18 protein-coding genes and 3 tRNA genes are annotated in these 21,243 nt (G+C 44.6%); 15 read left to right on the top strand and 6 right to left on the bottom strand.

The window, feature by feature from the left end:
* Both F7D73_RS16000 and F7D73_RS16370 read left to right on the top strand, forming a co-directional pair.
* Positions 1 to 232: DUF6078 family protein (locus F7D73_RS16000; RefSeq protein WP_228117603.1), on the top strand; the 232-nt coding region annotated here is incomplete at its 5' end.
* 259 nt (positions 233 to 491) lie between these two features.
* The gene (locus F7D73_RS16370) at positions 492 to 740 is read left to right on the top strand and encodes a DUF3874 domain-containing protein (protein WP_367383694.1); all 249 of its coding nucleotides are present in this window, start codon (positions 492 to 494) and stop codon (positions 738 to 740) included.
* Between the two features lie 200 nt (positions 741 to 940).
* Here the strand turns inward: F7D73_RS16370 and F7D73_RS15995 are convergent, their stop codons facing one another.
* Together F7D73_RS15995 and ribD are read right to left on the bottom strand one after the other, a co-directional pair.
* The gene (locus F7D73_RS15995) at positions 941 to 1,099 is read right to left on the bottom strand and encodes a hypothetical protein (RefSeq protein WP_194256811.1); all 159 of its coding nucleotides are present in this window, start codon (positions 1,097 to 1,099) and stop codon (positions 941 to 943) included.
* Between the two features lie 149 nt (positions 1,100 to 1,248).
* Positions 1,249 to 2,286, bottom strand: coding sequence for a bifunctional diaminohydroxyphosphoribosylaminopyrimidine deaminase/5-amino-6-(5-phosphoribosylamino)uracil reductase RibD (ribD, locus tag F7D73_RS01840; protein ID WP_153122024.1), 1,038 nt, complete (start codon positions 2,284 to 2,286; stop codon positions 1,249 to 1,251).
* A gap of 393 nt (positions 2,287 to 2,679) precedes the next feature.
* On the opposite strand from ribD, the gene F7D73_RS16125 reads away from it, so the two are divergent.
* From F7D73_RS16125 to metG, 12 genes are all read left to right on the top strand, one after another.
* Entirely contained in the window at positions 2,680 to 3,714 is a 1,035-nt protein-coding gene (locus F7D73_RS16125; protein ID WP_228117602.1) for a N5-glutamine methyltransferase family protein, read from the top strand.
* Between the two features lie 26 nt (positions 3,715 to 3,740).
* Positions 3,741 to 4,271 (top strand): regulatory protein RecX, encoded by a 531-nt coding sequence (locus F7D73_RS01825; RefSeq protein ID WP_153122023.1) that lies wholly within the window; start codon positions 3,741 to 3,743, stop codon positions 4,269 to 4,271.
* 116 nt (positions 4,272 to 4,387) lie between these two features.
* Positions 4,388 to 5,119: a ComF family protein gene (locus tag F7D73_RS01820; protein WP_153122022.1), complete on the top strand. Its 732-nt coding sequence runs from the start codon at positions 4,388 to 4,390 to the stop codon at positions 5,117 to 5,119.
* A gap of 141 nt (positions 5,120 to 5,260) precedes the next feature.
* Entirely contained in the window at positions 5,261 to 5,893 is a 633-nt protein-coding gene (gene pyrE / locus F7D73_RS01815) for an orotate phosphoribosyltransferase (protein WP_153122021.1), read from the top strand.
* Between the two features lie 17 nt (positions 5,894 to 5,910).
* Positions 5,911 to 6,372: a polyketide cyclase gene (locus F7D73_RS01810; RefSeq protein ID WP_089543321.1), complete on the top strand. Its 462-nt coding sequence runs from the start codon at positions 5,911 to 5,913 to the stop codon at positions 6,370 to 6,372.
* Positions 6,373 to 6,385: 13 nt separating this feature from the next.
* A complete protein-coding gene (argH, locus tag F7D73_RS01805; protein ID WP_153122020.1) occupies positions 6,386 to 7,723 on the top strand; it encodes an argininosuccinate lyase in 1,338 nt (445 codons plus the stop codon).
* Positions 7,724 to 7,742: 19 nt separating this feature from the next.
* On the top strand, positions 7,743 to 8,369 hold the full coding sequence (locus F7D73_RS01800; RefSeq protein ID WP_153122019.1) for a hypothetical protein: 627 nt from the start codon (positions 7,743 to 7,745) through the stop codon (positions 8,367 to 8,369).
* Between the two features lie 115 nt (positions 8,370 to 8,484).
* A tRNA-Gly gene (locus F7D73_RS01795) sits at positions 8,485 to 8,557 on the top strand.
* A 21-nt stretch (positions 8,558 to 8,578) separates the two neighbouring features.
* Positions 8,579 to 8,664, top strand: a tRNA-Leu gene (locus F7D73_RS01790).
* Positions 8,665 to 8,683: 19 nt separating this feature from the next.
* The gene (locus tag F7D73_RS01785; RefSeq protein ID WP_153122018.1) at positions 8,684 to 9,691 is read left to right on the top strand and encodes a DUF4369 domain-containing protein; all 1,008 of its coding nucleotides are present in this window, start codon (positions 8,684 to 8,686) and stop codon (positions 9,689 to 9,691) included.
* Between the two features lie 42 nt (positions 9,692 to 9,733).
* Positions 9,734 to 11,284 carry a YifB family Mg chelatase-like AAA ATPase gene (locus tag F7D73_RS01780; RefSeq protein ID WP_153122017.1) on the top strand — a complete coding sequence of 517 codons (1,551 nt, stop codon included), beginning with the start codon at positions 9,734 to 9,736 and terminating at the stop codon, positions 11,282 to 11,284.
* A gap of 1,174 nt (positions 11,285 to 12,458) precedes the next feature.
* Positions 12,459 to 14,525: a methionine--tRNA ligase gene (gene metG / locus F7D73_RS01775; protein ID WP_153122016.1), complete on the top strand. Its 2,067-nt coding sequence runs from the start codon at positions 12,459 to 12,461 to the stop codon at positions 14,523 to 14,525.
* 116 nt (positions 14,526 to 14,641) lie between these two features.
* On the opposite strand, the gene F7D73_RS01770 is transcribed toward metG, so the two are convergent.
* The 3 genes from F7D73_RS01770 to F7D73_RS01760 form a co-directional block, all read right to left on the bottom strand.
* Positions 14,642 to 15,370 carry a porin family protein gene (locus F7D73_RS01770; RefSeq protein ID WP_153122015.1) on the bottom strand — a complete coding sequence of 243 codons (729 nt, stop codon included), beginning with the start codon at positions 15,368 to 15,370 and terminating at the stop codon, positions 14,642 to 14,644.
* 413 nt (positions 15,371 to 15,783) lie between these two features.
* Positions 15,784 to 16,641 carry an enoyl-ACP reductase FabI gene (locus tag F7D73_RS01765; protein WP_089545314.1) on the bottom strand — a complete coding sequence of 286 codons (858 nt, stop codon included), beginning with the start codon at positions 16,639 to 16,641 and terminating at the stop codon, positions 15,784 to 15,786.
* Between the two features lie 129 nt (positions 16,642 to 16,770).
* Positions 16,771 to 17,793 (bottom strand): endonuclease/exonuclease/phosphatase family protein, encoded by a 1,023-nt coding sequence (locus F7D73_RS01760; protein ID WP_153122026.1) that lies wholly within the window; start codon positions 17,791 to 17,793, stop codon positions 16,771 to 16,773.
* Positions 17,794 to 17,882: 89 nt separating this feature from the next.
* On the opposite strand from F7D73_RS01760, the gene F7D73_RS01755 reads away from it, so the two are divergent.
* Positions 17,883 to 17,954: transfer RNA gene (locus tag F7D73_RS01755), tRNA-Arg, on the top strand.
* 157 nt (positions 17,955 to 18,111) lie between these two features.
* On the opposite strand, the gene secDF is transcribed toward F7D73_RS01755, so the two are convergent.
* Positions 18,112 to 21,135: a protein translocase subunit SecDF gene (secDF, locus tag F7D73_RS01750; protein WP_153122014.1), complete on the bottom strand. Its 3,024-nt coding sequence runs from the start codon at positions 21,133 to 21,135 to the stop codon at positions 18,112 to 18,114.
* Positions 21,136 to 21,243 lie beyond the last annotated feature (108 nt).

Here is a 21,243-nt window from a genome sequence, read left to right as displayed (position 1 = left end):
AAAAATGGCATACGGATTTGAGAAGATTCTTGACGAACTGAAACGCAAAGATGAAGGCAGTTTCAGAATACGCATGACTTCCTACTTCGGAAGTAACACTTCATACTATCGCTATAAATTAGGGCAAACAGGACTCGTTCCTGAACAGCAGCAGTACATCCTGCAATGGTGCAAGGAACATGGTTACACCAATATGAGATTCGACCGATATACTGAAGAGGTCAACTACTGATAGCCAATGACCATAAGGACTTGTAACCACGTACATGAGGACTCATACCCGAGACTATGAAGACTTTTACCCGACACCGCCGGGGAAAAGTACCCAACGCCTTGGGCAAAACTGGGCAAAGCCTCGGGTTAATATCCCCGATACTTGGGAACAGACTTCAGGACGTCAGTTGCACCCGAAAAGTAACACTATTAATAACCACAAGTAACATCATATCAATAATTTAGCAGAAGCATGAAGTTTACCATTACAAGAATCAATAGACAAAAAATTTGAGCAGATTTCCCCTATCAAGCAATGTTTTCTGCAGGTTTTCGAGCCTGCAAGTACCCCGGAAATGGGTGAATATCTGATGGCAGCCGCCATTTTCGACATTTTGAAGCAGAAATTCGGCTCCTCCCTCCAGGTTTCGAGAATACAGAAATTGGGCAGAGAGCTCCAGAATATTGAAGGATTGAAGAACCAAAGAACAAGATTTGGCACTGAGTATCTGGTAGTTAGAAAATAGTCCCTCTCCTTTTCATCTCATTTCCTCAAAAAAAAGAGCGTGGCAATGCGTGGCATTAGGTGGCAATAGAAATACCGCTTATTGCCACGCATTATCCACTTATAATCAGAGAGTTAAATGTATACGTGGCAGATGTGGCAATAAAAAAAACAGTGAATTTGTTTTTTCTGGAAATCCGTGATGTAATCTTAATCGTCGTCTTAATAATCCGTGATGTATCCTTTCGTAAACATATCATAGGACAGGGCTTCCAGCTCAGCGAGCGTCATGTGCTCCACGGCGTGCTCTATCTTGCGAACCAACTCGTCTCTCTTGAAATCGTCATTATCGCTCAGGCGCGATGTAAATCTATTGCTCATTTTTTTACTTTTGAACTTTATTATTTTGAACTTTGAATGTCGTTACTTTGAACATTGAATGTTGTTACTTTGAACATTGAATGTTGTTACTTTGAACATTGAATGTTGTTACTTTGAACTTTATGATTAGCCTTATTGCTTCTATGAAGCTATTGGCGCTCATAGGTATTGATCATGTTTCCATCATACGCCTCATGGTTGATTAACCGGATGTTATGAGGAAGCTTTGGTGCTGCTGTTCCGGCAGTTACCAGGTTTTCCACAGATGTGGATAAAGATGTTTCTACCCTGATTTCATCCCAAAGTCCTGCATCGAGAAAAGCCTGATGGGTGATGGCGCCTCCTTCTACAATCAGCGACTGCACCTTATTAATATAGAGGTAGTCCATAATCTGATTCAGCACGCTGGTCTTTCCCTGAGAGAAATCCAAGCCCTCGAAACAAGGATGATGGCGGTCGATGACCAGTCGCATCGGATCCCTGCCGCTCCAGTCTCTTACGTTGAGCTGGCTATGGTCACGCTCATCGGTGATTCTTCCCACCAGGATAGCATCGTTCTCGGCACGAAGCTTGTGCGAAAGCATCTTGGTGAAAGGCGAAGAAATCGCCATTCCCTGATAATTATTATCCAGAAAACCATTCGCCGTCTGCGCCCATTTCAGGATGATGTATGGTCGCTGATGGGTATTGAAAGTGATGAAACGCTTGTTCAGTTCGAGGCATTCCGCCTCCAGAACGCCTACTGTTACCTCGATTCCTGCCTCGCGAATCTTCTGGATTCCACGCCCCTGAACCTTGGCAAAAGGATCTACGCAGCCGCAAACACATCTCTTCACGCCTTTCCTGACGACCAGGTCGGCACAAGGAGGCGTCTTGCCATAATGAGAACACGGTTCGAGACTCACGTAGATAGTGGCTTCCTTCAGCAGATGCTCATCTTCGGGCTTCACAGACGCAAAGGCATTGACCTCGGCATGGCCCTCGCCACATCTTACATGATAGCCCTCGCCGATGATTCTTCCTTCTGCACTCACGATGACGGCGCCCACCATCGGATTAGGCTTCGCATTCTGCCTACCATTCTTAGCCAACTGCAGGCAGCGGCGCATGAACATTTCGTCAATCTCCTGCTGAGAGAGCGGCTCTCCCGTCTTCGGATTCTGAAAAGATACTTTATTTTGTTTCATATTTTCTGCAATTAGGATTGTCTCAATAAAAAAGCCATATACAAAGACATTGCCTGCAACCTTTAATGACAATGGGCTTATGATTATCCTCCTGTTTCCAAGCCAAGAGAGTTTGTTCAATTTTCCTTTTCAACATAAGCACCTTATTATTAATATATTACAAATGCATAAAACTATTTTTCAAGGGACTTTTTATGAACTCGCGCCTATTTTTCAAGGGACTTTCTATGAGCTCGCGCCTATTTTTCAAGGGACTTTCGTCCGCAAAGATAATAAAATAAAGGAAGCTTGCATAAAAAAAAACTATTTCTTACGATAATTTAACACAAAAAAAAGATAAGTAATTCAAGAAAAGAGTACCTTTGCTCTCAAATCGCAACAAGCAATATCAAGATGAAAACTTATCAGCAACTTTGGCAATCCCTCACCCCTCTATATGATGCTGGGGAAGCACAAGCTATCGTCCGCACCGTACTCGATGTGAAGTACGGAATGACGCTGACCGACATTATCGGCGGCAAAGTTAATGAATTATCTGCAGACGAGGGCAAAAAACTCGAAGAAATTGTCTATAGACTGCAAAAAGGCGAGCCAGTGCAGTACGTGCTGGGGCAGGCCGACTTTGCAGGAAGAACCTTCCATGTAGAGCCGGGCGTGCTCATCCCAAGACCAGAGACCGCCGAGCTTTGCCAATGGATTGCGGAAACACAGAACGAGAACTTGAAAAAAGAAGAGGCAATTATCAGAGAAGAATTTAACATCAGCCCTGACGTTGCCCTTGAAGACGTAAACTTGTTTGAGGGAAAAGGATGGTTCAAGCGCAAATATTTACGTTTGAGATTCCTCATCAAAATGACACATTGTTATAAAAAAGCTAGACATACTAAACTAGCCTCTCCTCGACCAAGAATCATAGATTTAGGTACCGGCTCTGGCTGCATTGCCATTACCCTGAGCCTTGACATTCCAAATTCAGAAGTAGTAGGATTCGACATTTCCGACTCTGCCTGCAATGTTGCCACAAAGAATGCCAAGCAATTAGCGTCCAGAGCTATCTTTTACAAATTCGATATCTTTGACATGCCTGAAAAATGTAAAACAGACAGAAAAAATCATTTAAAAGCAGACATCATCGTGAGCAATCCTCCTTATATCTGCGAAAAGGAGAAGGCAGATATGGAGAAGAACGTCCTTGATTACGAGCCCGATCTCGCCCTCTTCGTGCCCGATGAAGATCCTCTGAAGTTCTATCGAGCCATCGCCGAGTTCGCCTCATTAGAATTGCGAAGCTGGGGCATGCTCTATTTCGAAATCAACCCTATCTATGAAAAGGAGACAAGAGAAATGCTCGAAGGATTTGGCTTCAAGGAAATCGAGACCAAGGAGGACTCTTTCGGAAAGAAGAGAATGATGCGAGCAATGAAATAGTCCTCCCAATAAAACATAAATGCATTATGGAATATTATGACAACTCCAAGCGCCCCAAGAAGCCGATGACTGAGGAGCAGGCTCTCCTGAAACTCACCACCCTCTGTACGAAAGCCGAACATTGCTCGCAAGAGATGCTCGACAAGATGAAGAAATGGGGACTGGAAGAGGAAGCCATCGCCCGAAACATGGAATTTCTGACTCAGAAGAAATTTATCGATGATGAACGCTTTGCCCGCTTCTTTATCAACGACAAGATAAAATATAACAAGTGGGGACGAAGAAAGGTGGAGCAGGCACTCTGGCTGAAACATATTCCCAAGGAAATCTCCGACCCCATCTTCGAGGAAATCGAGGACGATATGTACACGGAAACCCTCCTGCCCCTGATGAAAAGCAAATATAAGAGCATCAAGGCTAAAAACGATTATGAGCGCTCCATGAAACTCATCCGTTTTGCCCTTGGCAGAGGTTACAGCATGGATGTAATTCACAAATGCATCGACAAGATGAAAGAAGAAGATTTGGGCGACATCGATTTCGAAGAAGACTTCTAGGGAAGAAAGCGAAAAAAGTGAAGAGTGAAGAACGAAGAGTGAAGAATTCAACGGCTTTACTAATCATAAAGTTCAATGTTCAAAATTCAAAGTTCAAAGTTCAAAGTAAAGAAGTAATGCAAATCAGCCTATTAGGGAAATTACTAGACCTGCTCTTTCCCCGCCACTGTCTGATGTGTGGTAGACGCCTTCATGGGCCGGAAGAAATGCTCTGCACATCCTGCCTCTCGACTTTGCCTCGTACAGATACCTGGGAAAATCCATACGAGAACGAGATGGCAAAGATTTTCTGGGCACATATTCCCATCGTAAAATGCGCCTCCTTGTTTTATTACCAGGGCCATTCGCCTGCCAGCCAGTCTGTCTATGCCCTGAAATATGGAGACAGACCGGATGCAGGCTTCTTCTTGGGAGAAATGATTGGCAAAGAAGGAATCGAGAGAAAATTCTTTGAAGGAATTGACGCCATCATCCCCATTCCACTGACACCCAAAAGGAAGGAGAAACGTGGCTATAATCAAAGCGAACAAATAGCCCTAGGCATCAGGAGGCAAACCCAGCTGCCCATCATCACCGATGCGGTAAGAAGGGAAGTCTTCACCGAAAGTCAAACCCACAAGAACAAATGGCAAAGACAGGAGAACGTGGAACATGCATTCCAGCTTGCTACATACTATCACGATGAGAAAGGCAGAAAGCACCCCATCACAGACCTGACGGGAAAACATCTTCTCATCGTAGACGACGTCTGCACCACGGGAGCCACCGTCAACGCCTGCTGCCAGGAACTCATGAAAGCCGGCAAAATGAAATTCAGCTTCACATCCGTAGGATGGACGAAGGAATAAAAAAAGAACGGAAGAATAGTCGAAAACAGCAGAAAAATGGGCTTGAGGTATAAAAAATATATAATAAATCGCATCTTTGTGGCAATAACTCACTTTTTTGTAGTACCTTTGCCAAAAATTAATTATTAATTCCTTATAATTATGGACAAACTGAAGAAAGAATTCGCATCTAAGTTATTGAAGGTTAAGGCTATCAAATTGCAGCCTAACGATCCTTTCACTTGGGCTTCTGGCTGGAAGTCTCCTTTCTATTGTGATAATCGCAAGACATTGTCTTTCCCTGAACTCCGCAACTATGTGAAGCTCGAGCTCGTACACGCCATCCTGGAGCAGTTCCCAGAGGCTGACGCTGTTGCCGGTGTGGCTACAGGTGCCATCGCACAGGGTGCCTTGGTTGCAGACGAGTTGCACTTGCCTTTCGTTTACGTCCGTTCTAAACCAAAGGATCACGGTATGCAGAACCTCATCGAAGGTGAGCTCGACCCTAAGGCTAAGGTCGTTGTTGTAGAAGATTTGATTTCTACAGGCGGCAGCTCACTCAAGGCTGTAGAGGCGCTCCGCAAGAACGGCAACGAGATTGTGGGTATGGTAGCTAGCTACACCTACGGTTTCCCTATAGCAGAGAAAGCTTTCGCTGATGCTAACGTGAAGTTGGTTACTCTGACTGACTACGAGCACGTAGTGGAAGAGGCTCTCGAGACTGGCTACATCAAGCAGGAAGACGTAGAGTTGCTCCACGAGTGGCGCAAGGACCCAGCTAACTGGAAGAAGTAATTTTTGACCCATCAATAATGAGTACAAGTACATTCGAAAGTAATATCAAACAGATTCCTCACAAGCAGGAATCTGTTTTTAATACTTTGAGCGACCTCAACAACCTGCAGGTGCTCAAGGACCGCTTCGAGCAGGTGAAAGACCAGATTCCTGAGGACAAGAGAAAGGAAATGGAGAAACTCAAGGACCTGAGATTCGACAGCGACAGCATCACTATCAACGCTCCTATGGTGGGCGACCTGAAGATGCGCATCATCGACAGAGATTTTCCCAAAACCATCAAGTTCGAGACAGAGAACAGCCCTATCCCATTCAACTTCTGGATTCAGCTGCTCCCTACAGGAGAATTCTCATGCAAGATGAAACTCACCATCAAGGCAGAGCTCAACATGTTTATCAAGGGTATGGTGAAGAAGCCATTGCAGGAAGGCATCGAGAAAATTGCCGACGCCCTGGCGATGATTCCTTACCAGGATTAAAAATAAAGAAATTATGGCACATAAACTTTGGGAAAAGAACTTTGAAGTAAACAAGGAAATCGAAAGATTCACCGTAGGCCGCGACCGTGAGCTCGACCTCTATCTCGCCAAGTACGACGTACTGGGAAGTATGGCGCACATCACCATGCTCGAAAGCATCGGACTCCTGGAGAAGGATGAACTGGCACAGCTCCTCGCAGAATTGAAGAATATCTACGCCATCGCCGACAAGGGCGAGTTCGTCATTGAAGACGGCGTGGAGGATGTTCATTCCCAAGTAGAACTGATGCTCACCCAGAAACTGGGCGACATGGGTAAAAAGATCCATTCGGGAAGATCACGCAACGATCAGGTTCTGGTAGACCTCAAACTCTTCACCCGTCATGAGTTGAAGGAGATTGTGGACGCAGTGAAGATTCTCTTCGACGAGCTGATTCAGAAGAGCAACCAGTACAAGGATGTTCTGATGCCGGGCTACACCCACCTGCAGGTGGCAATGCCTTCGTCATTCGGACTCTGGTTTGGCGCTTATGCTGAGGGACTTGCCGACGACATGCTCTTCCTCCAGGCAGCTTACCGCATGACCAACCGCAACCCGTTGGGTAGTGCTGCAGGCTACGGAAGCTCATTCCCACTGAACCGCACCATGACTACCGAGCTTCTCGGTTTCGACAGCATGGACTATAATGTGGTTTATGCTCAGATGGGCAGAGGAAAGATGGAGCGCAACGTGGCTTTCGCCATGGCTACCGTGGCAGGAACACTGGCAAAGATGGCTTTCGATGCCTGCATGTTCAACTGCCAGAACTTCGGCTTCGTGAAGTTGCCTAAGGAGTGCACCACCGGTTCCAGCATCATGCCTCACAAGAAGAACCCTGACGTATTCGAGCTGATTCGCGCCAAGAGCAACAAGCTGCAGAGCTTGCCTCAGCAGGTAATGCTCATCATGAACAACCTGCCGGTGGGTTACTTCCGCGACCTTCAGATTATCAAGGAAGTGTTCCTTCCTGCCTTCGACGAGTTGAAGGACTGCCTGCAGATGGCTGCCTACATCATCAACAAGATGGAGGTGAACGAGCATATTCTCGATGACCCTCGCTACGACCCAATGTTCTCTGTAGAGGAAGTGAACCAGCTTGCCGCCAACGGAATGCCTTTCCGTGATGCCTACAAGACGGTGGGACTGGAAATTGAAGCAGGCGAATTCAAGCCAAACAAGGACATTCATCATACTCACGAGGGAAGTATCGGCAATCTCTGCAACGACAAGATTCAGGAACTGATGGAGAAAACCCTCTCAGAGTTCCACTTCGAGCGCATGGAGAATGCAGAAAAGGAACTCTTGAAATAAAAACAGAAAAGGCTTCTGTATGAAGAATAGCATATATAATAAGGTATATATATATAATAAGGTGAAGAGCATGGCTGGAATAGCTATGCTCTTACTTTGTTCGTGCGATGCAGAAAACACCATCAGCACACAATACCTGTGCCAGTTTATCTTCAGAACCCAATATCATCTAGACTGCAGCATTGTTACAGCATTAAGTGGCGCAGGAACCTACACCATGGTTAGTGCCAAAAGGGTAAACGGAGTCTGGAACATCTACTCCACCCTGAACGACGGCAGAAATCATACGGAGACTATCATCCTCTCAACTGCCAAGGAAAATTACGCCAACTATAGCCACATGGGTGCTGGAAGCAATACAACCGACGCAACAAAAAACGGCTTTATCTTGGGAACAACCAACTTCAACGGTTACGTTGCCTGGGACCGTCAATGCCCTAACTGCATCCAGCAATATGGCGGGACCAACTATCCGCTGGAATGGGCAGGAAACCGCCAATCAGTAGTTTGCAACAAATGCAAAAGAGTTTATAACCTGGAAAACGGCACGATAACAAGTGGCGGTCAAGGAAAAAACGACAAAGCACTCATGAGATACAGAGTGGTTTATTCGGGCAACGGAAGCGTGCTGACAGTAGGTAATTAAGAGAAAATGCTACATTTTAAGCCATAAAACGAAAAAAATGAGGATTCTTCGTCTTAAAAAATGTAAATCTTTTGGTAGAATGGAGAAATAGCATTACCTTTGCACTCGCAACAATGCGGAAATAGCTCAGTTGGTAGAGCACAACCTTGCCAAGGTTGGGGTCGCGGGTTCGAGTCCCGTTTTCCGCTCTAACTCTTAACGTTTACCATGCCGCAATGGTGGAATTGGTAGACACGAGGGACTTAAAATCCCTTGGCCAGTAATGGCTGTGCGGGTTCGAGTCCCGCTCGCGGCACTCCTTAAAGTTTTTCATTATGAAAAAATTTGCTTACATCATATATTTTATTTCAGTTTTAATACTTACCTCATGTGGGGCAAGAAGTGGTTATTTTCAAATTGAAGGCAAATTTCTTCACATGAACCAAGGTGAATTTTATGTTTATAGTCCGGATGGAGGCTTTGAAGGTATGGACACTATCAAAGTACAAGGTGGCCGTTTCTCTTTCGAAAAACCATGCAAGGAAAACTACACCATCATGATTATATTCCCAAACTTCTCTGAACAGCCTATCTTTGCTGAATCAGGAAAGTCGGTAGATATCAAGGCGGACGCTTCTCACCTGAAGGAAATGGAAGTGAAGGGCACTAAGACCAATGAACTCATGACCAAGTTCCGTCAAAGTATCCTCAACGACACTCCTCCACAGGAGAAAAAACATGCTGAAGATTTCATCAAGGCAAACACAAAATCTGTTGTAAGCCTATACCTGATAAGAAAGTATTTCTTTGCCAATTCTTCACCCGACTACGACAAAGCACTTTCTCTCCTTGCACTTCTTGAAAAAGAACAGGGAAAGAATCCTCTATTCGGTAAAATGAAGACATGGGCAACCGATACCAAAAACAGCAGCGTAGGAAAACAGTTGCCAACATTTACAGCCTACGACCTGAATGGCAAAATGGTTTCATCTGCCGATTTGAGTAGTGCTCCAGTGGCGGTCATCTATACATGGGCATCATACAACTATGACAGCCAGGAACTTCAGAGAGAACTCAAGAGACGCCAGAAGAAAGCCAACGGAAGGCTCAAACTGATGGGATTCTGCCTGGACGCCAGCAAATATGAATGCAAGCAGAACATCAAGCGAGATTCCATCACTTCTCCAACTATCTGCAACGGAGAGATGATGGAAGACAAGACCCTGAACAAACTGGGACTCAAATCCCTGCCAAATATCATTCTGCTACAGAATGGAAAAATCATCGCCCGAGGCATGAAAAGGCAAGAGCTTTACAATAAGCTCGACGAATTGCTCAAGTAAATACATCGAGCCATACCATAAACCTTTAAAACTAGTAGCCATATGTTAGTAAAAGCATATTGTGCAGCAGTTAATGGCTTGGAAGTCACTACTGTAACCGTAGAAGTAAGCCTGAACAAGGGTGTCATGTATCATCTTACCGGTCTGGGAGATGAGGCAGTAAGGGAAAGCCGTGACCGCATTGCGGCTGCCCTACAATATAGTGGCTTCAAATTCCCGATTGCGGATATTACCATCAATCTGGCTCCTGCCAATCTCAGAAAGGAAGGAAGCAGCTTCGACCTACCGTTGGCAATAGGCATCATGGGCGCAAACGGGAATATTCCAGAAGAGCACTTGAAAGAATACATGATGGTAGGAGAACTGAGCCTTGACGGCACCTTGCAACCCATAAAAGGCGCACTTCCTATCGCTATCAGAGCCAGAGCAGAACATTTCAAAGGACTTATCGTACCGGAACAGAATGCCCGGGAAGCAGCTGTCGTAAACAATCTTGTGGTTTACGGCATGAAAAATCTCTTTGAAGTAATCCAGTTTCTCAGCGACCAGTCTGCACCAGAACCAACCATCGTAGATACGCGGAAGGAATTCTACGAGAACCAGACTCATTGCGACTATGACTATGCAGATGTACGTGGACAGGAAAACGTAAAACGTGCACTGGAAGTGGCTGCTGCAGGCGGTCATAACCTTATCATGGTAGGCCCTCCGGGATCAGGCAAATCCATGATGGCAAAAAGACTGCCATCCATCCTTCCTCCTCTAACCTTATCAGAAAGCCTGGAAACAACCCAGATCCACTCTATTGCAGGAAAACTGGGCAAGAATGTCTCACTCATTTCCCAACGACCATTCAGAGCACCTCACCATACGATTTCACAAGTAGCCCTAGTCGGTGGAGGAACCAGTCCTCAGCCGGGCGAAATATCATTGGCGCACAACGGCGTGCTCTTCTGCGACGAACTTCCGGAATTCAACAAAACAACCCTTGAAGTACTGCGACAACCATTGGAAGATCGCCACATCAACATCAGCAGGGCAAAATATTCCATAGACTACCCATGCTCCTTCATGTTTGTAGCAAGCATGAACCCATGTCCATGCGGCTATTACGGTGACCCTACCCACAAATGCGTCTGCACACCAGGACAAATCCAACGATACATGAATAAAATATCAGGACCACTGCTTGACAGAATAGACATACAGTGCGAAATAAGTCCTGTACCGTTCAAGGACATCTCCAAAGCTGCGCCAGGCGAACCTAGCGCAAATATCAGGGAGAGAGTGATAAAAGCCAGGGAGATTCAAGCCAACAGATTCAAAGACTTCAAGGGCATTCATTGCAATGCTCAAATGACGGAACGGATGATTCACCAGTTTGCAGAACCGACAGAGGAAGGAATCAACCTCCTGCGCATGGCCATGGAGAAACTGTCCCTATCTGCCAGGGCATATAATAGAATTTTGAAAGTGGCAAGAACAATCGCCGACCTGGCTGGTTGTGAGAACGTAGAGCCTCAACATCTTGCTGAAGCCATAGGTTACCGTACATTAGACAGAGGAGACTGGGCAGAAAGAGGACAATTGTGACAAAAATGTTGGATAAAAACGTATTATCACCTCTTATACTGCATAAATATAAAGAAAAAGATGCCACAAGGGGAGTAATTTCTATCACAAGAGAGGTAATAACTGTTGTTTTTTAACAACAAAGACACATTTTCACTCCAAAAACAAGAATAAATACCCCATACATTAACAAAAAAGCCCTAACTTTGCATTCGTAAACAAGATCATACGGCAACGTAGTGGTCAATTATTAACAACAAAAACTTTTAAGATCATGGATTGCATTTTTAAAATTACATCAGCAGTAAAGAAAATAGGTATGGTAGTCTTACTCGCAGAGTTAGCTGTCATTGCCTATATGAGTCTTTAAGACATTATAATAAGTATAAGGGAGGTTATCAATCAATTGCACCAGAAATATACATTCCTGGTTCAAAAAAGCCTTGGCGCACCTTTAAAGGGGTTCGTTAAGGCTTTTTTGTTGTACATAACAGACAGCCCTCATTTTTACAACGCAAGAAATACAGATAAAAAAACATCCATTCTGAAAACGGAGACGGAGTTCATTTAGGGCAAATTTTACCCTTACCGTAGCAAAACCTATTGTTTTTACCTATATTCTAAACAATTTATACCCCAAAAATCAATATTTACCCCACAGATAACAGAAAAAACACTACCTTTGCAATCGAAAAAAGAACCAAGCACATAAGTGTAAGGAGTAAATTACAAACAACAAAACTATATAGAATATGAATTGCATTTTTAAAATTACAGAATTAATTAAGAAGATTGGTTTCGTTATTCTTGTTGCAGAGTTGGCTGTTATCGCCTACTTGAATGTAATGTAAGAATAATCCTATCATCATCAACATAAAAAGATGGATATTAGGATAACAAGACGAAACAGGGTAATAACTTCTCTATCATAGAGAAAAAAAAAGAAAAAAAGAAAAAATAACAGATAAAAATAGTAAATGATAATAAAAAAAAGACTCTAAGCTCAACTGCTTAGGGTCTTTTTTACTTTCGGACAACTCTACTTATTATTGCTGTTTTAGCCCTTTTTATCCATTTTCCACACAAAATCCCACCTTATTATATAGATAAGTAAGAAAAAGGAGCGCCAATCCTTTCTACTTTCCAACATTTTTTTGTAATTTTGCAGGCAAATAACAAAAATATATTAGCTAATATGGAACAAAAGAATTTCAAACGTACCACCGTAACCGCAGCATTGCCTTACGCTAACGGTGGTGTGCATATCGGCCACCTGGCAGGTGTTTACGTGCCAGCCGATATCTATGTTCGCTATCTTCGCCTCAAGAAGCAAGACGTTGTTTTCATCGGCGGTAGCGACGAGCATGGTGTACCAGTAACCATCCGTGCCAAGAAGGAAGGTATTACAGTACAGGAGGTTGTTGACCGCTATCACAACCTCATCAAGAAGAGTTTCGAGGATTTCGGCATCTCTTTTGATATTTACAGCCGTACCACTTCGCCTACTCACAATAAGTTTGCTTCTGATTTCTTCCGCACTCTCTACGACAAGGGTGTATTGGAGGAAAAGGTAGAGGAGCAGTTCTGTGATGAGGTAACAGGCGAATTCCTTACCGACCGTAACATCGTGGGCACTTGCCCTCGCTGCGGTGCAGAAGGTGCCTATGGCGACCAGTGCGAGAAATGTGGTGCTACCCTCTCTCCTGAGGAACTTATCAACCCTACCAACAAGAACAACCCTGGTCATGGTCTTGTGAAGAAGCCTACCAAGAACTGGTATCTTCCATTGAACAAATATCAGGATTGGTTGAAAAAGTGGATTCTGGAAGGTCACAAGGAGTGGCGTACCAATGTTTACGGTCAGTGCAAGAGCTGGTTGGATATGGATCTTCAGCCACGTGCCATGACCCGCGACCTGGATTGGGGTATTCCGGTTCCTGTAGAGGGAGCAGAAGGCAAGGTGCTCTACGTTTGGTTCGATGCACCTATCGGCTACATCTCAAACACCAAGGAGCTTTGCGATGCTCATCCAGAAAAGTGGGGAACATGGCAGAAGTGGTGGCAGGATCCTGAAACCCGTCTCGTTCACTTCATCGGCAAGGACAACATCGTGTTCCACTGCATCATCTTCCCTACCATGCTGAAGGCTCACGGCGACTATATCTTGCCAGACAACGTACCAGCCAACGAGTTCCTGAACCTGGAGGATGACAAGATTTCAACATCCCGCAACTGGGCAGTCTGGTTGCATGAGTATCTCGTAGATTTGCCAGGCAAGCAGGATGTATTGCGCTATGTATTGACAGCCAATGCGCCTGAGACCAAGGACAACAACTTTACCTGGAAGGATTTCCAGGAGCGCAACAACTCTGAGTTGGTTGCCGTTTACGGTAACTTCGTAAACCGTGCCCTCCAGCTCACCAAGAAGTATTGGGGCGGCGTAGTTCCTGCCTGCGGTGAATTGCAGGAGGTAGACGAGAAGGCCATCGCTGAGTTCAAGGACGTGAAGGAGAAGGTAGAGCAGTATCTCAACGTATTCAAGTTCCGTGAGGCTCAGAAAGAGGCTATGAACCTGGCTCGTATCGGTAACAGATACATCACAGAGTGTGAGCCTTGGAAGGTTTGGAAGACCGATCCTAAACGTGTAGAGACTATCCTGAACATCTCCCTCCAGCTGGTAGCCAACCTCGCCATCGCCTTCGAGCCATTCTTACCATTCTCTTCAGAGAAGCTCCGCAAGATGATCAATATGCCTAACTTCGAGTGGACTCAGCTCGGCAGCACAGATTTGCTCAAGGCTGGTACCCAGCTCGGTGAGCCTGAATTGCTCTTCGAGAAGATTGAGGATGAGGTTATCGAAAGACAGCTCCAGAAGCTCGCTGACACCAAGAAGGCCAACGAGGAGGCTTCTTACCAGGCAGCTCCTATCAAGCCAGAAGTTAGCTTTGATGATTTCGAGAAACTCGATATCCGCGTAGGTCACATCCTGAACTGCGAGAAGGTAAAGAAGTCTAAGAAGCTCCTGAAGTTCATCATCGACGATGGTTCTGGCGTAGAGCGCACCATCTGCTCAGGTATCGCAGCCTACTACGAGCCAGAGCAGCTGATAGGCAAGGACGTATTGTTTGTAGCCAACTTTGCTCCTCGCAAGATGATGGGCATCGAGAGCCAGGGTATGATTCTCTCTGCAGTCAACTTCGACGGCACTTTGAATGTTACTTCACTCCTTGGCAAGGTTAAGCCAGGAAGCCAGGTAGGATAATCTTTGAGAAACAAAAGGCTAAAAGTCCTTTGGAATAAGAACAAAAGAAGCCTTTTTTAAATAAAAATCTAAAAAGCTCTATATCTTCAATACTGAGGATATAGAGCTTTTTCTTATTAAAGCGCAAAGCGATAGCCTATTGTAAAGGTGAATACCTTATTCTTGGAATCTCCGGCATCCTCCTTATTTACCTTGGTTAAACCTATATGATAGCGGGCATCCAGAATAACGTTCATATACTCATATGATAAACCCACAGGAATAGACACATTCACCTTCTTGGCAGCGTAAATGCTCTCCACTTCCCGGCTTTCCTTGTAAAGAGTAGAACCAGTCTTATTATCCTTCTCCAACTCTGTTTCTTCCGACAACATCTTGCCATTACCGCACAAGAAACCCACCTGTGCACCAGCCATGATGGCAAACTGAGGAGCCACGTATGCTTTCAGCATCAAAGGAATCTGAACATAGTCAAGATTCAGATGATGATTCTTGACACCCGTATATTTCTTGATGCCATTATTAACGACGTTCCCATTTTCTGCCATCTCATAATCACCCCATCGGGCACCCAGACGGACATAACAAGCACCTAGAGAAACACTCAGATAGTCTGTGGCACGATACTCCACATCAAGTCCGCCCAAGAATCCTGTCTGATTCTTAGACTTCACCTCCCTGCCGTTTTCTGTTGTCAGATAAATGGAATTATCACTCAGATTTGCGATAGCCACACCGATACGAGGAATCACAGAAAATCTTCCTACAGGATTCTCCTCACCTTGTGCCATTGCTCCTATAGCAGAAAGCAACAACATCATCACGATAGCAATGTTCTTTTTCATTATATTCTTTCTTGAATTGACAATTTACACCTTATTATATATAAATAAACTCAAAAACAGGAAGAATATTGCATCTATAATATACAAGAAACAACTATTAAAGCTAATCTAAGCACATATTCAAAAGGAAGAAGGTTTCCCTTCAGCTGTATAATTAACAAATCAAGACTCTGCCAGGCTGTTATTCATATAGTTTAAAGTATGCATACCACACGCCGTGCACCGAGCGAAGCATGCTTGTGCGTCGTACGATGTGAGCATTTACGACGTTCGACGCATGTGCTCGCACCGTTCGATGTGAGCCAAAAGACAAATAGGCAATACATCGCTTTCCCTGTAGGAAACAGCATGTATTGCCTATTATGAGTAGATGTGATGATGTGTAATACATCATCCTTTCCTTATTTTTTCAATTATCCGTAGATAACCTTACCATTCTCATCCTCATAAGGAGTCATATCCTTAGCATACTGGTTCATGGCGCGAAGGCTCATACCCATAGATGAGAAACCACCGTCGTGGAAGAGGTTCTGCATAGTTACCTTGCGGGTGAAGTCAGAGAACATCATCACGCAATAGTTAGCGCAATCCTCTGCTACTGCATTTCCGAGTGGAGACATCTTGTCTGCAAAGTCCATCATATTCGCGATATCCTTGATACCCTTACCTGCAGTTGTAGCTGTAGGGCTCTGAGAGATAGTATTGATGCGGACGTGCTTCTCGCGACCATAGATGTAACCGAAGCTGCGTGCTATGCTCTCGAGCATGCTCTTGGCATCAGCCATATCGTTGTAACCGAAGAAAGTACGCTGAGAAGCTACGTAAGTGAGAGCTACTACAGAACCCCACTCATTGATAGCATCCAACTTCTTGGCTACCTGCAACATCTTGTGGAAAGAGATAGCAGAAATATCCAAAGTCTTGTTCAAGAAATTGTAGTCGAGATCATCGTATGTACGATGCTTACGAACATTAGGGCTCATAGCAACAGAGTGGAGCACGAAGTCAATCTTGCCGCCAAGCTTCTCCTGAGCCTCAGTGAATACCTTTTCCAAATCCTCAACGCTGGTCGCATCCGCTGCGATGATAGGAGCGTTGATCTGTTCAGCGAGCTTATCCAGCGTACCCATACGCAAAGCCATTGCTGTGTTACTGAGTGCGATGGTAGCACCCTCTTCAGCAGCCTTAACGGCTACTTTCCAAGCGATTGATTCCTCATTGAGTGCACCGAAGATGATGCCACGCTTGCCTTTTAACAAATTGTGAGTCATTGTTATCTTAATACTATATGTTTGTAAATCGTGCGCAAAATTACGAATTTTGTGCAATATATGCAAGCTTTTTCACAAAAAAGTGCATTTTACACCTCCATTTTTGAGAAAAGTCAAGCAAATCATGCCTTATTTATCATCTATCAGAATCCGAGCCACTAATGGAAGATGATCACTGTAACCCCCTAAATACTTCGGACCCAGGTAGGTTCGATAAGGTTTTTTACCACCATATTTCTCATCATCTTCGAGCAAGAAAGGCAAATCTCCTATCCTGCAGACATTTTCCTGATGCTGCATCGATTCACTCAGCAGAATCTGGTCAAGACTTCTCCATTCACCATGCCAACGATAAGTAGCCTTAGCACCATTACTCCCTTTAGCTTTAGAAGAAATATTAATAAGATGATGCTGATAAAGATGTTCAAGTGCGGGAGAGTCGTGATAATCATTGAAATCTCCTGCCACAATAATTTTGGCACTATCATTGATTGCATAGATAGAATCAACGGCAGCTGCCAGTTGATTGGCTACCTGCATACGATAAGGTCTGGATACCAATTCGCCACCTCTACGACTCGGTGCATGAACCACAAATATATGTAAAGTATCATCACTCATGATCCGACCGGAAGCATATAATATATCTCTCGTAGGACGCGAATGGGATAATCGCTTGATACGAATAGACCAGGAATGAATCAAAGCAAAAGAAAAGGGCTGATACAAGAGAGCAACATCAATGCCACGCTCATCAGGAGAATTCGTCATTACATACTCATAACCTGCCGTACGAAGAGCAGAGCGCTTGGTTAAATCAAACAACACGCTATCATTTTCCACTTCACAAAGAGCAACGAAATCCGGAAGTTTCCATTTTTTGCCAGAATCAGTCATCGAGTTGGCAACATGAGTTGCCATTTCTCCATTATTGCTTATATGCTTAACTGAGTAATCTTCATAGCCCAAAGCAACTATCGTTTGAGACAGATGATTCAGTTTACGCCAATAGCGGACGGGAGTCCAATGATAGTTGCTTTCTGGAAGGAACTCAACATCATTTTTAAGCGAATCATGACTCGTATCGAAGAGATTTTCACAGTTTAACTCAACAAAAGTGAGGAAACTTGATAACAACAATGATAAAAACATAGTTAATAATTTTGTCGTGTCAATGATTTGATGTATCTTTGCAGTCAAATTGCAAAACGCAGAAAGATCTGACTGTTTTAGCAAGGGAAGGTCCCATAGTTTAATGGATAGAACGGAGGTTTCCTAAACCTTTGATCCGAGTTCGATTCTCGGTGGGACCACTTCTTCTACTACAAACCTTATTTACCGGAATCATCTGGTAAAAACCATAAAAGGTCGCTCCTGGAAACCAGGAAGCGACCTTTTGTTATTTATAGTATTTGCCGTTATCTATTTCCATCCAGTTTTCACCAGATGGAAATAAGATAAAACAACTTTTTACTTAACTTCTGCAACAGCAGCCTCTTCAGCTGGCTCCTCCTTGATCTTGCGACCAAGAACGATGTATGCCATTGGAGAAGCAATGAAGATAGATGACAATGTACCGAATACAACACCCAGGATCATTGCGAATGAGAAGCTGCGGATGCTGTCACCACCGAGGATGAAGATACAGAGCAACACGAGCAATGTAGATGTAGATGTATTGATGGTACGAGCCAATGTCTCATTGATAGATGCATTGAAGAGCTGCTGACGGTCGCCCTTAGGATGCAACTTCAAGTTCTCACGGATACGGTCGAACACAACCACCTTATCGTTGATAGAGTAACCTACCACAGTCAGGATAGCACCGATGAAGGTCTGATCAATCTCCAATGAGAATGGAACGAGACCCCACAGGAGTGAGTAGAAACCGATAACGGTCAAGGCATCAAATGCCAAAGCTACAGTAGAACCTACAGAGAAGGCTACGTTGCGGAAACGAAGCAGGATGTAAATGAAGATGGCGAACAATGCAAAGATTACACTCTTGATAGCTCCCCATGTGATGTCGCTAGCGACAGAAGGACCTACCTTGGTACTACTGATGATAGAACCACCCTGACGAACATCTGGATTCTTGAATGCATCGACATTCTTCTGGGATACCAAATTAGCCTTCTTCAAGGCTGTATAGAGAATGGTCTCTGCCTTGTCATCAACAGTTGGGTCGTTGCTCTCAATCATATAGTTGGTAGATACACGGATGGTCTTACCGTCTGTACCGATAGCAATAGCGCCAGTAGTTGCCTTGGTGCCGTCTGCATTAACGAATGCATCGCCAAGAACAGTACGAATCTGCTCAGGCTCTACAGGATTCTCGAACTGTACTACATAGTTACGACCACCAGTGAAGTCGATACTCTTGCTCAAGCCACGAACAAAGAAGCTACCAATGAATACCACTGCAGCTACGACAGCTACGGTGAAGGTAGTCTTATACATAGACATGAACTTATACTTCTTGCCCTGCATCAGGTTGTGAGAGATAGGAGTATCAAACTTGCAGTTCATCCACTTGTCGTGGTTCAACTTATAGTCGTAAACCAGACGTGTGAGGAACACAGCTGTGAAGAATGAAACGATGATACCGATGATCCAGGTAGTAGCGAAACCACGGATAGGACCTGTACCAACAGTCAACAGAATAACACCAGTAATCAAAGATGTCAAGTTAGAGTCGAAGATAGCAGAGAAAGCATTACCATAACCGGCAGCTACCGCCTGCTTCATACCCTTACCGGAGCGAAGCTCCTCCTTGATACGCTCATAGATAAGCACGTTGGCATCCACGGCAGTACCCAGAGACAAGACCATACCGGCGAGACCTGGCAACGTCAGAGCTGCTTGGAAGGACGTCAGGATACCCAGCGTGAAGAATACATTGACGAGCAATGCCAAGTTAGCCATCATACCAGGAAGAACATTGTACATCATTACCATGTAAACCATCAGGAGTACGAAGGCAACGACGAATGAAACAATACCCATCTGGATAGACTGAGCACCGAGAGTAGGACCTACAACCTCCTCCTGAACGATACGTGCAGGAGCTGGCATACGACCAGACTTCAATGTGTTAGCCAAGTCCTTGGTATCCTCGATAGTGAAGTTACCGGAAATCTGAGAGCTACCACCATCAATCTCGCCGTTTACACGAGGAGCAGAGTAAACTACGCCATCCAAAACGATAGCAATAGCCTTACCTACGTTAGCCTTGGTCATCTGAGCCCACTTACGTGCGCCCTCAGTATTCATCTTCATGCTAACAACAGGTGAACCCATCTGGTCGAACTCGTCCTTAGCATCGGTAATTACATCACCCTCCAAAGGAGCACGACCTGTAGAGGTAGTAACCTTCAAAGCATGAAGTTCGAAGATATTCTTAGCCTTCAGGTTATCAGCAGGCTTAGCACTCCAAAGCAGACGCAAGTCTGATGGCAAAACGCGCTTAGCCACAGCAGAGTAGATAATCTTGTTGATAGCAGCAGTATCGCGAACGCTAGCATAACCAACAGTGCTCAAACCACCACCGAGCTGCAAACGAGCCAACAATGGGTGAGCCTTGATGGCAGCAGCATTCTGAGCCTCCTCGCCTACCTTGGCAGCAGCATCGTCCTTCTTCTTGATAGAGAACTTAGCCTCAGCCTTCTTAGGCTCAGCCTTAGCTACTTCCTTCTTAGCTGCAGCAGAATCAGCTGCTACAGTATCGTTCTTCTCCTCACCGTTATCGCCATTGGCAATACGAGTATCAAGCTGCTGGAGATAAGGAGCAACTTCCTCTGAGTTATATGTCTCCCAGAACTCAAGGTTAGCACTACCCTGAAGCATCTTACGCATACGTTCAGGCTGGCTGATACCAGGCATTTCTACCATGATACGGCCCTGCTGACCTTCCAGCTTCTGGATGTTAGGCTGAACAACACCGAACTTATCGATACGGGTGCGGACAACATTGAATGAGTTGTCGATAGCATCCTGTACAGAAGCGCGGATAGCCTTCTCTACCTCTGCATCGCTGCTCTGAGGAGAAACCTTGCCCTGCAACTGCTGAGTTGCGAACACTTCTGCAAGTTTATGACCAGGTGCGCTCTTGTGATAAGCGTTAATGAAAAGTGACACGAAATCACCACCGTTAGCTTCTTCCTGAGCTCTAGCTTCCTTCATGGCATTGGTAAAACCAGCGTCGGTCTTGTGATCGGCAAGGTTTTCAATTACATCAGGTACTGAAATCTCAAGGATTACATTCATACCGCCCTTAAGGTCAAGTCCAAGACCAATCTGAGTCTCCAAGCAGTTCTGATAAGAATAAACACCCAAGTACTTAACAGAATCCTTATAATCCTGCTGTGCAATAGGGTCTTTGATCTTTGCAGCCTCGCCGTCATAGTAACGTGTGGCGAACGAGAATGACAAATAGAAGATACTTGCGAGTGTCAGTAAGACGGCTACACAAATTACAATTCCTTTGTTTTGCATTTCTATTTTATTGTTATTAATTTATTTATTTTCAGTCTTATTATTGTTACTACATATATAATGACGTGCAAAAATACGCATTTTTTTTCGTAAATAAGAATAATTTGC

Source organism: Segatella copri, assembly GCF_009494395.1.
In the GTDB taxonomy this organism is placed as follows: Bacteria; Bacteroidota; Bacteroidia; order Bacteroidales; family Bacteroidaceae; genus Prevotella.
The sequence above is the reverse complement of the archived record's forward strand: the minus strand, read 5'-3'. Positions and strand labels throughout refer to the sequence as shown.

What these genes read in the sequence shown, in the direction of transcription:
- argH (WP_153122020.1), top strand. Translation starts at nt 6,386, where the DNA reads ATGGCACATAAACTTTGGGAAAAGAACTTTGAAGTAAACAAGGAAATC.
- ribD (WP_153122024.1), bottom strand. Translation starts at nt 2,286, where the DNA reads ATGAAACAAAATAAAGTATCTTTTCAGAATCCGAAGACGGGAGAGCCG.
- F7D73_RS01770 (WP_153122015.1), bottom strand. Translation starts at nt 15,370, where the DNA reads ATGAAAAAGAACATTGCTATCGTGATGATGTTGTTGCTTTCTGCTATA.
- F7D73_RS01760 (WP_153122026.1), bottom strand. Translation starts at nt 17,793, where the DNA reads ATGTTTTTATCATTGTTGTTATCAAGTTTCCTCACTTTTGTTGAGTTA.
- F7D73_RS01800 (WP_153122019.1), top strand. Translation starts at nt 7,743, where the DNA reads ATGAAGAATAGCATATATAATAAGGTATATATATATAATAAGGTGAAG.
- F7D73_RS01810 (WP_089543321.1), top strand. Translation starts at nt 5,911, where the DNA reads ATGAGTACAAGTACATTCGAAAGTAATATCAAACAGATTCCTCACAAG.
- F7D73_RS01820 (WP_153122022.1), top strand. Translation starts at nt 4,388, where the DNA reads ATGCAAATCAGCCTATTAGGGAAATTACTAGACCTGCTCTTTCCCCGC.
- metG (WP_153122016.1), top strand. Translation starts at nt 12,459, where the DNA reads ATGGAACAAAAGAATTTCAAACGTACCACCGTAACCGCAGCATTGCCT.
- pyrE (WP_153122021.1), top strand. Translation starts at nt 5,261, where the DNA reads ATGGACAAACTGAAGAAAGAATTCGCATCTAAGTTATTGAAGGTTAAG.
- F7D73_RS16125 (WP_228117602.1), top strand. Translation starts at nt 2,680, where the DNA reads ATGAAAACTTATCAGCAACTTTGGCAATCCCTCACCCCTCTATATGAT.
- F7D73_RS15995 (WP_194256811.1), bottom strand. Translation starts at nt 1,099, where the DNA reads ATGAGCAATAGATTTACATCGCGCCTGAGCGATAATGACGATTTCAAG.
- F7D73_RS01785 (WP_153122018.1), top strand. Translation starts at nt 8,684, where the DNA reads ATGAAAAAATTTGCTTACATCATATATTTTATTTCAGTTTTAATACTT.
- F7D73_RS01825 (WP_153122023.1), top strand. Translation starts at nt 3,741, where the DNA reads ATGGAATATTATGACAACTCCAAGCGCCCCAAGAAGCCGATGACTGAG.
- F7D73_RS01765 (WP_089545314.1), bottom strand. Translation starts at nt 16,641, where the DNA reads ATGACTCACAATTTGTTAAAAGGCAAGCGTGGCATCATCTTCGGTGCA.
- F7D73_RS01780 (WP_153122017.1), top strand. Translation starts at nt 9,734, where the DNA reads ATGTTAGTAAAAGCATATTGTGCAGCAGTTAATGGCTTGGAAGTCACT.
- secDF (WP_153122014.1), bottom strand. Translation starts at nt 21,135, where the DNA reads ATGCAAAACAAAGGAATTGTAATTTGTGTAGCCGTCTTACTGACACTC.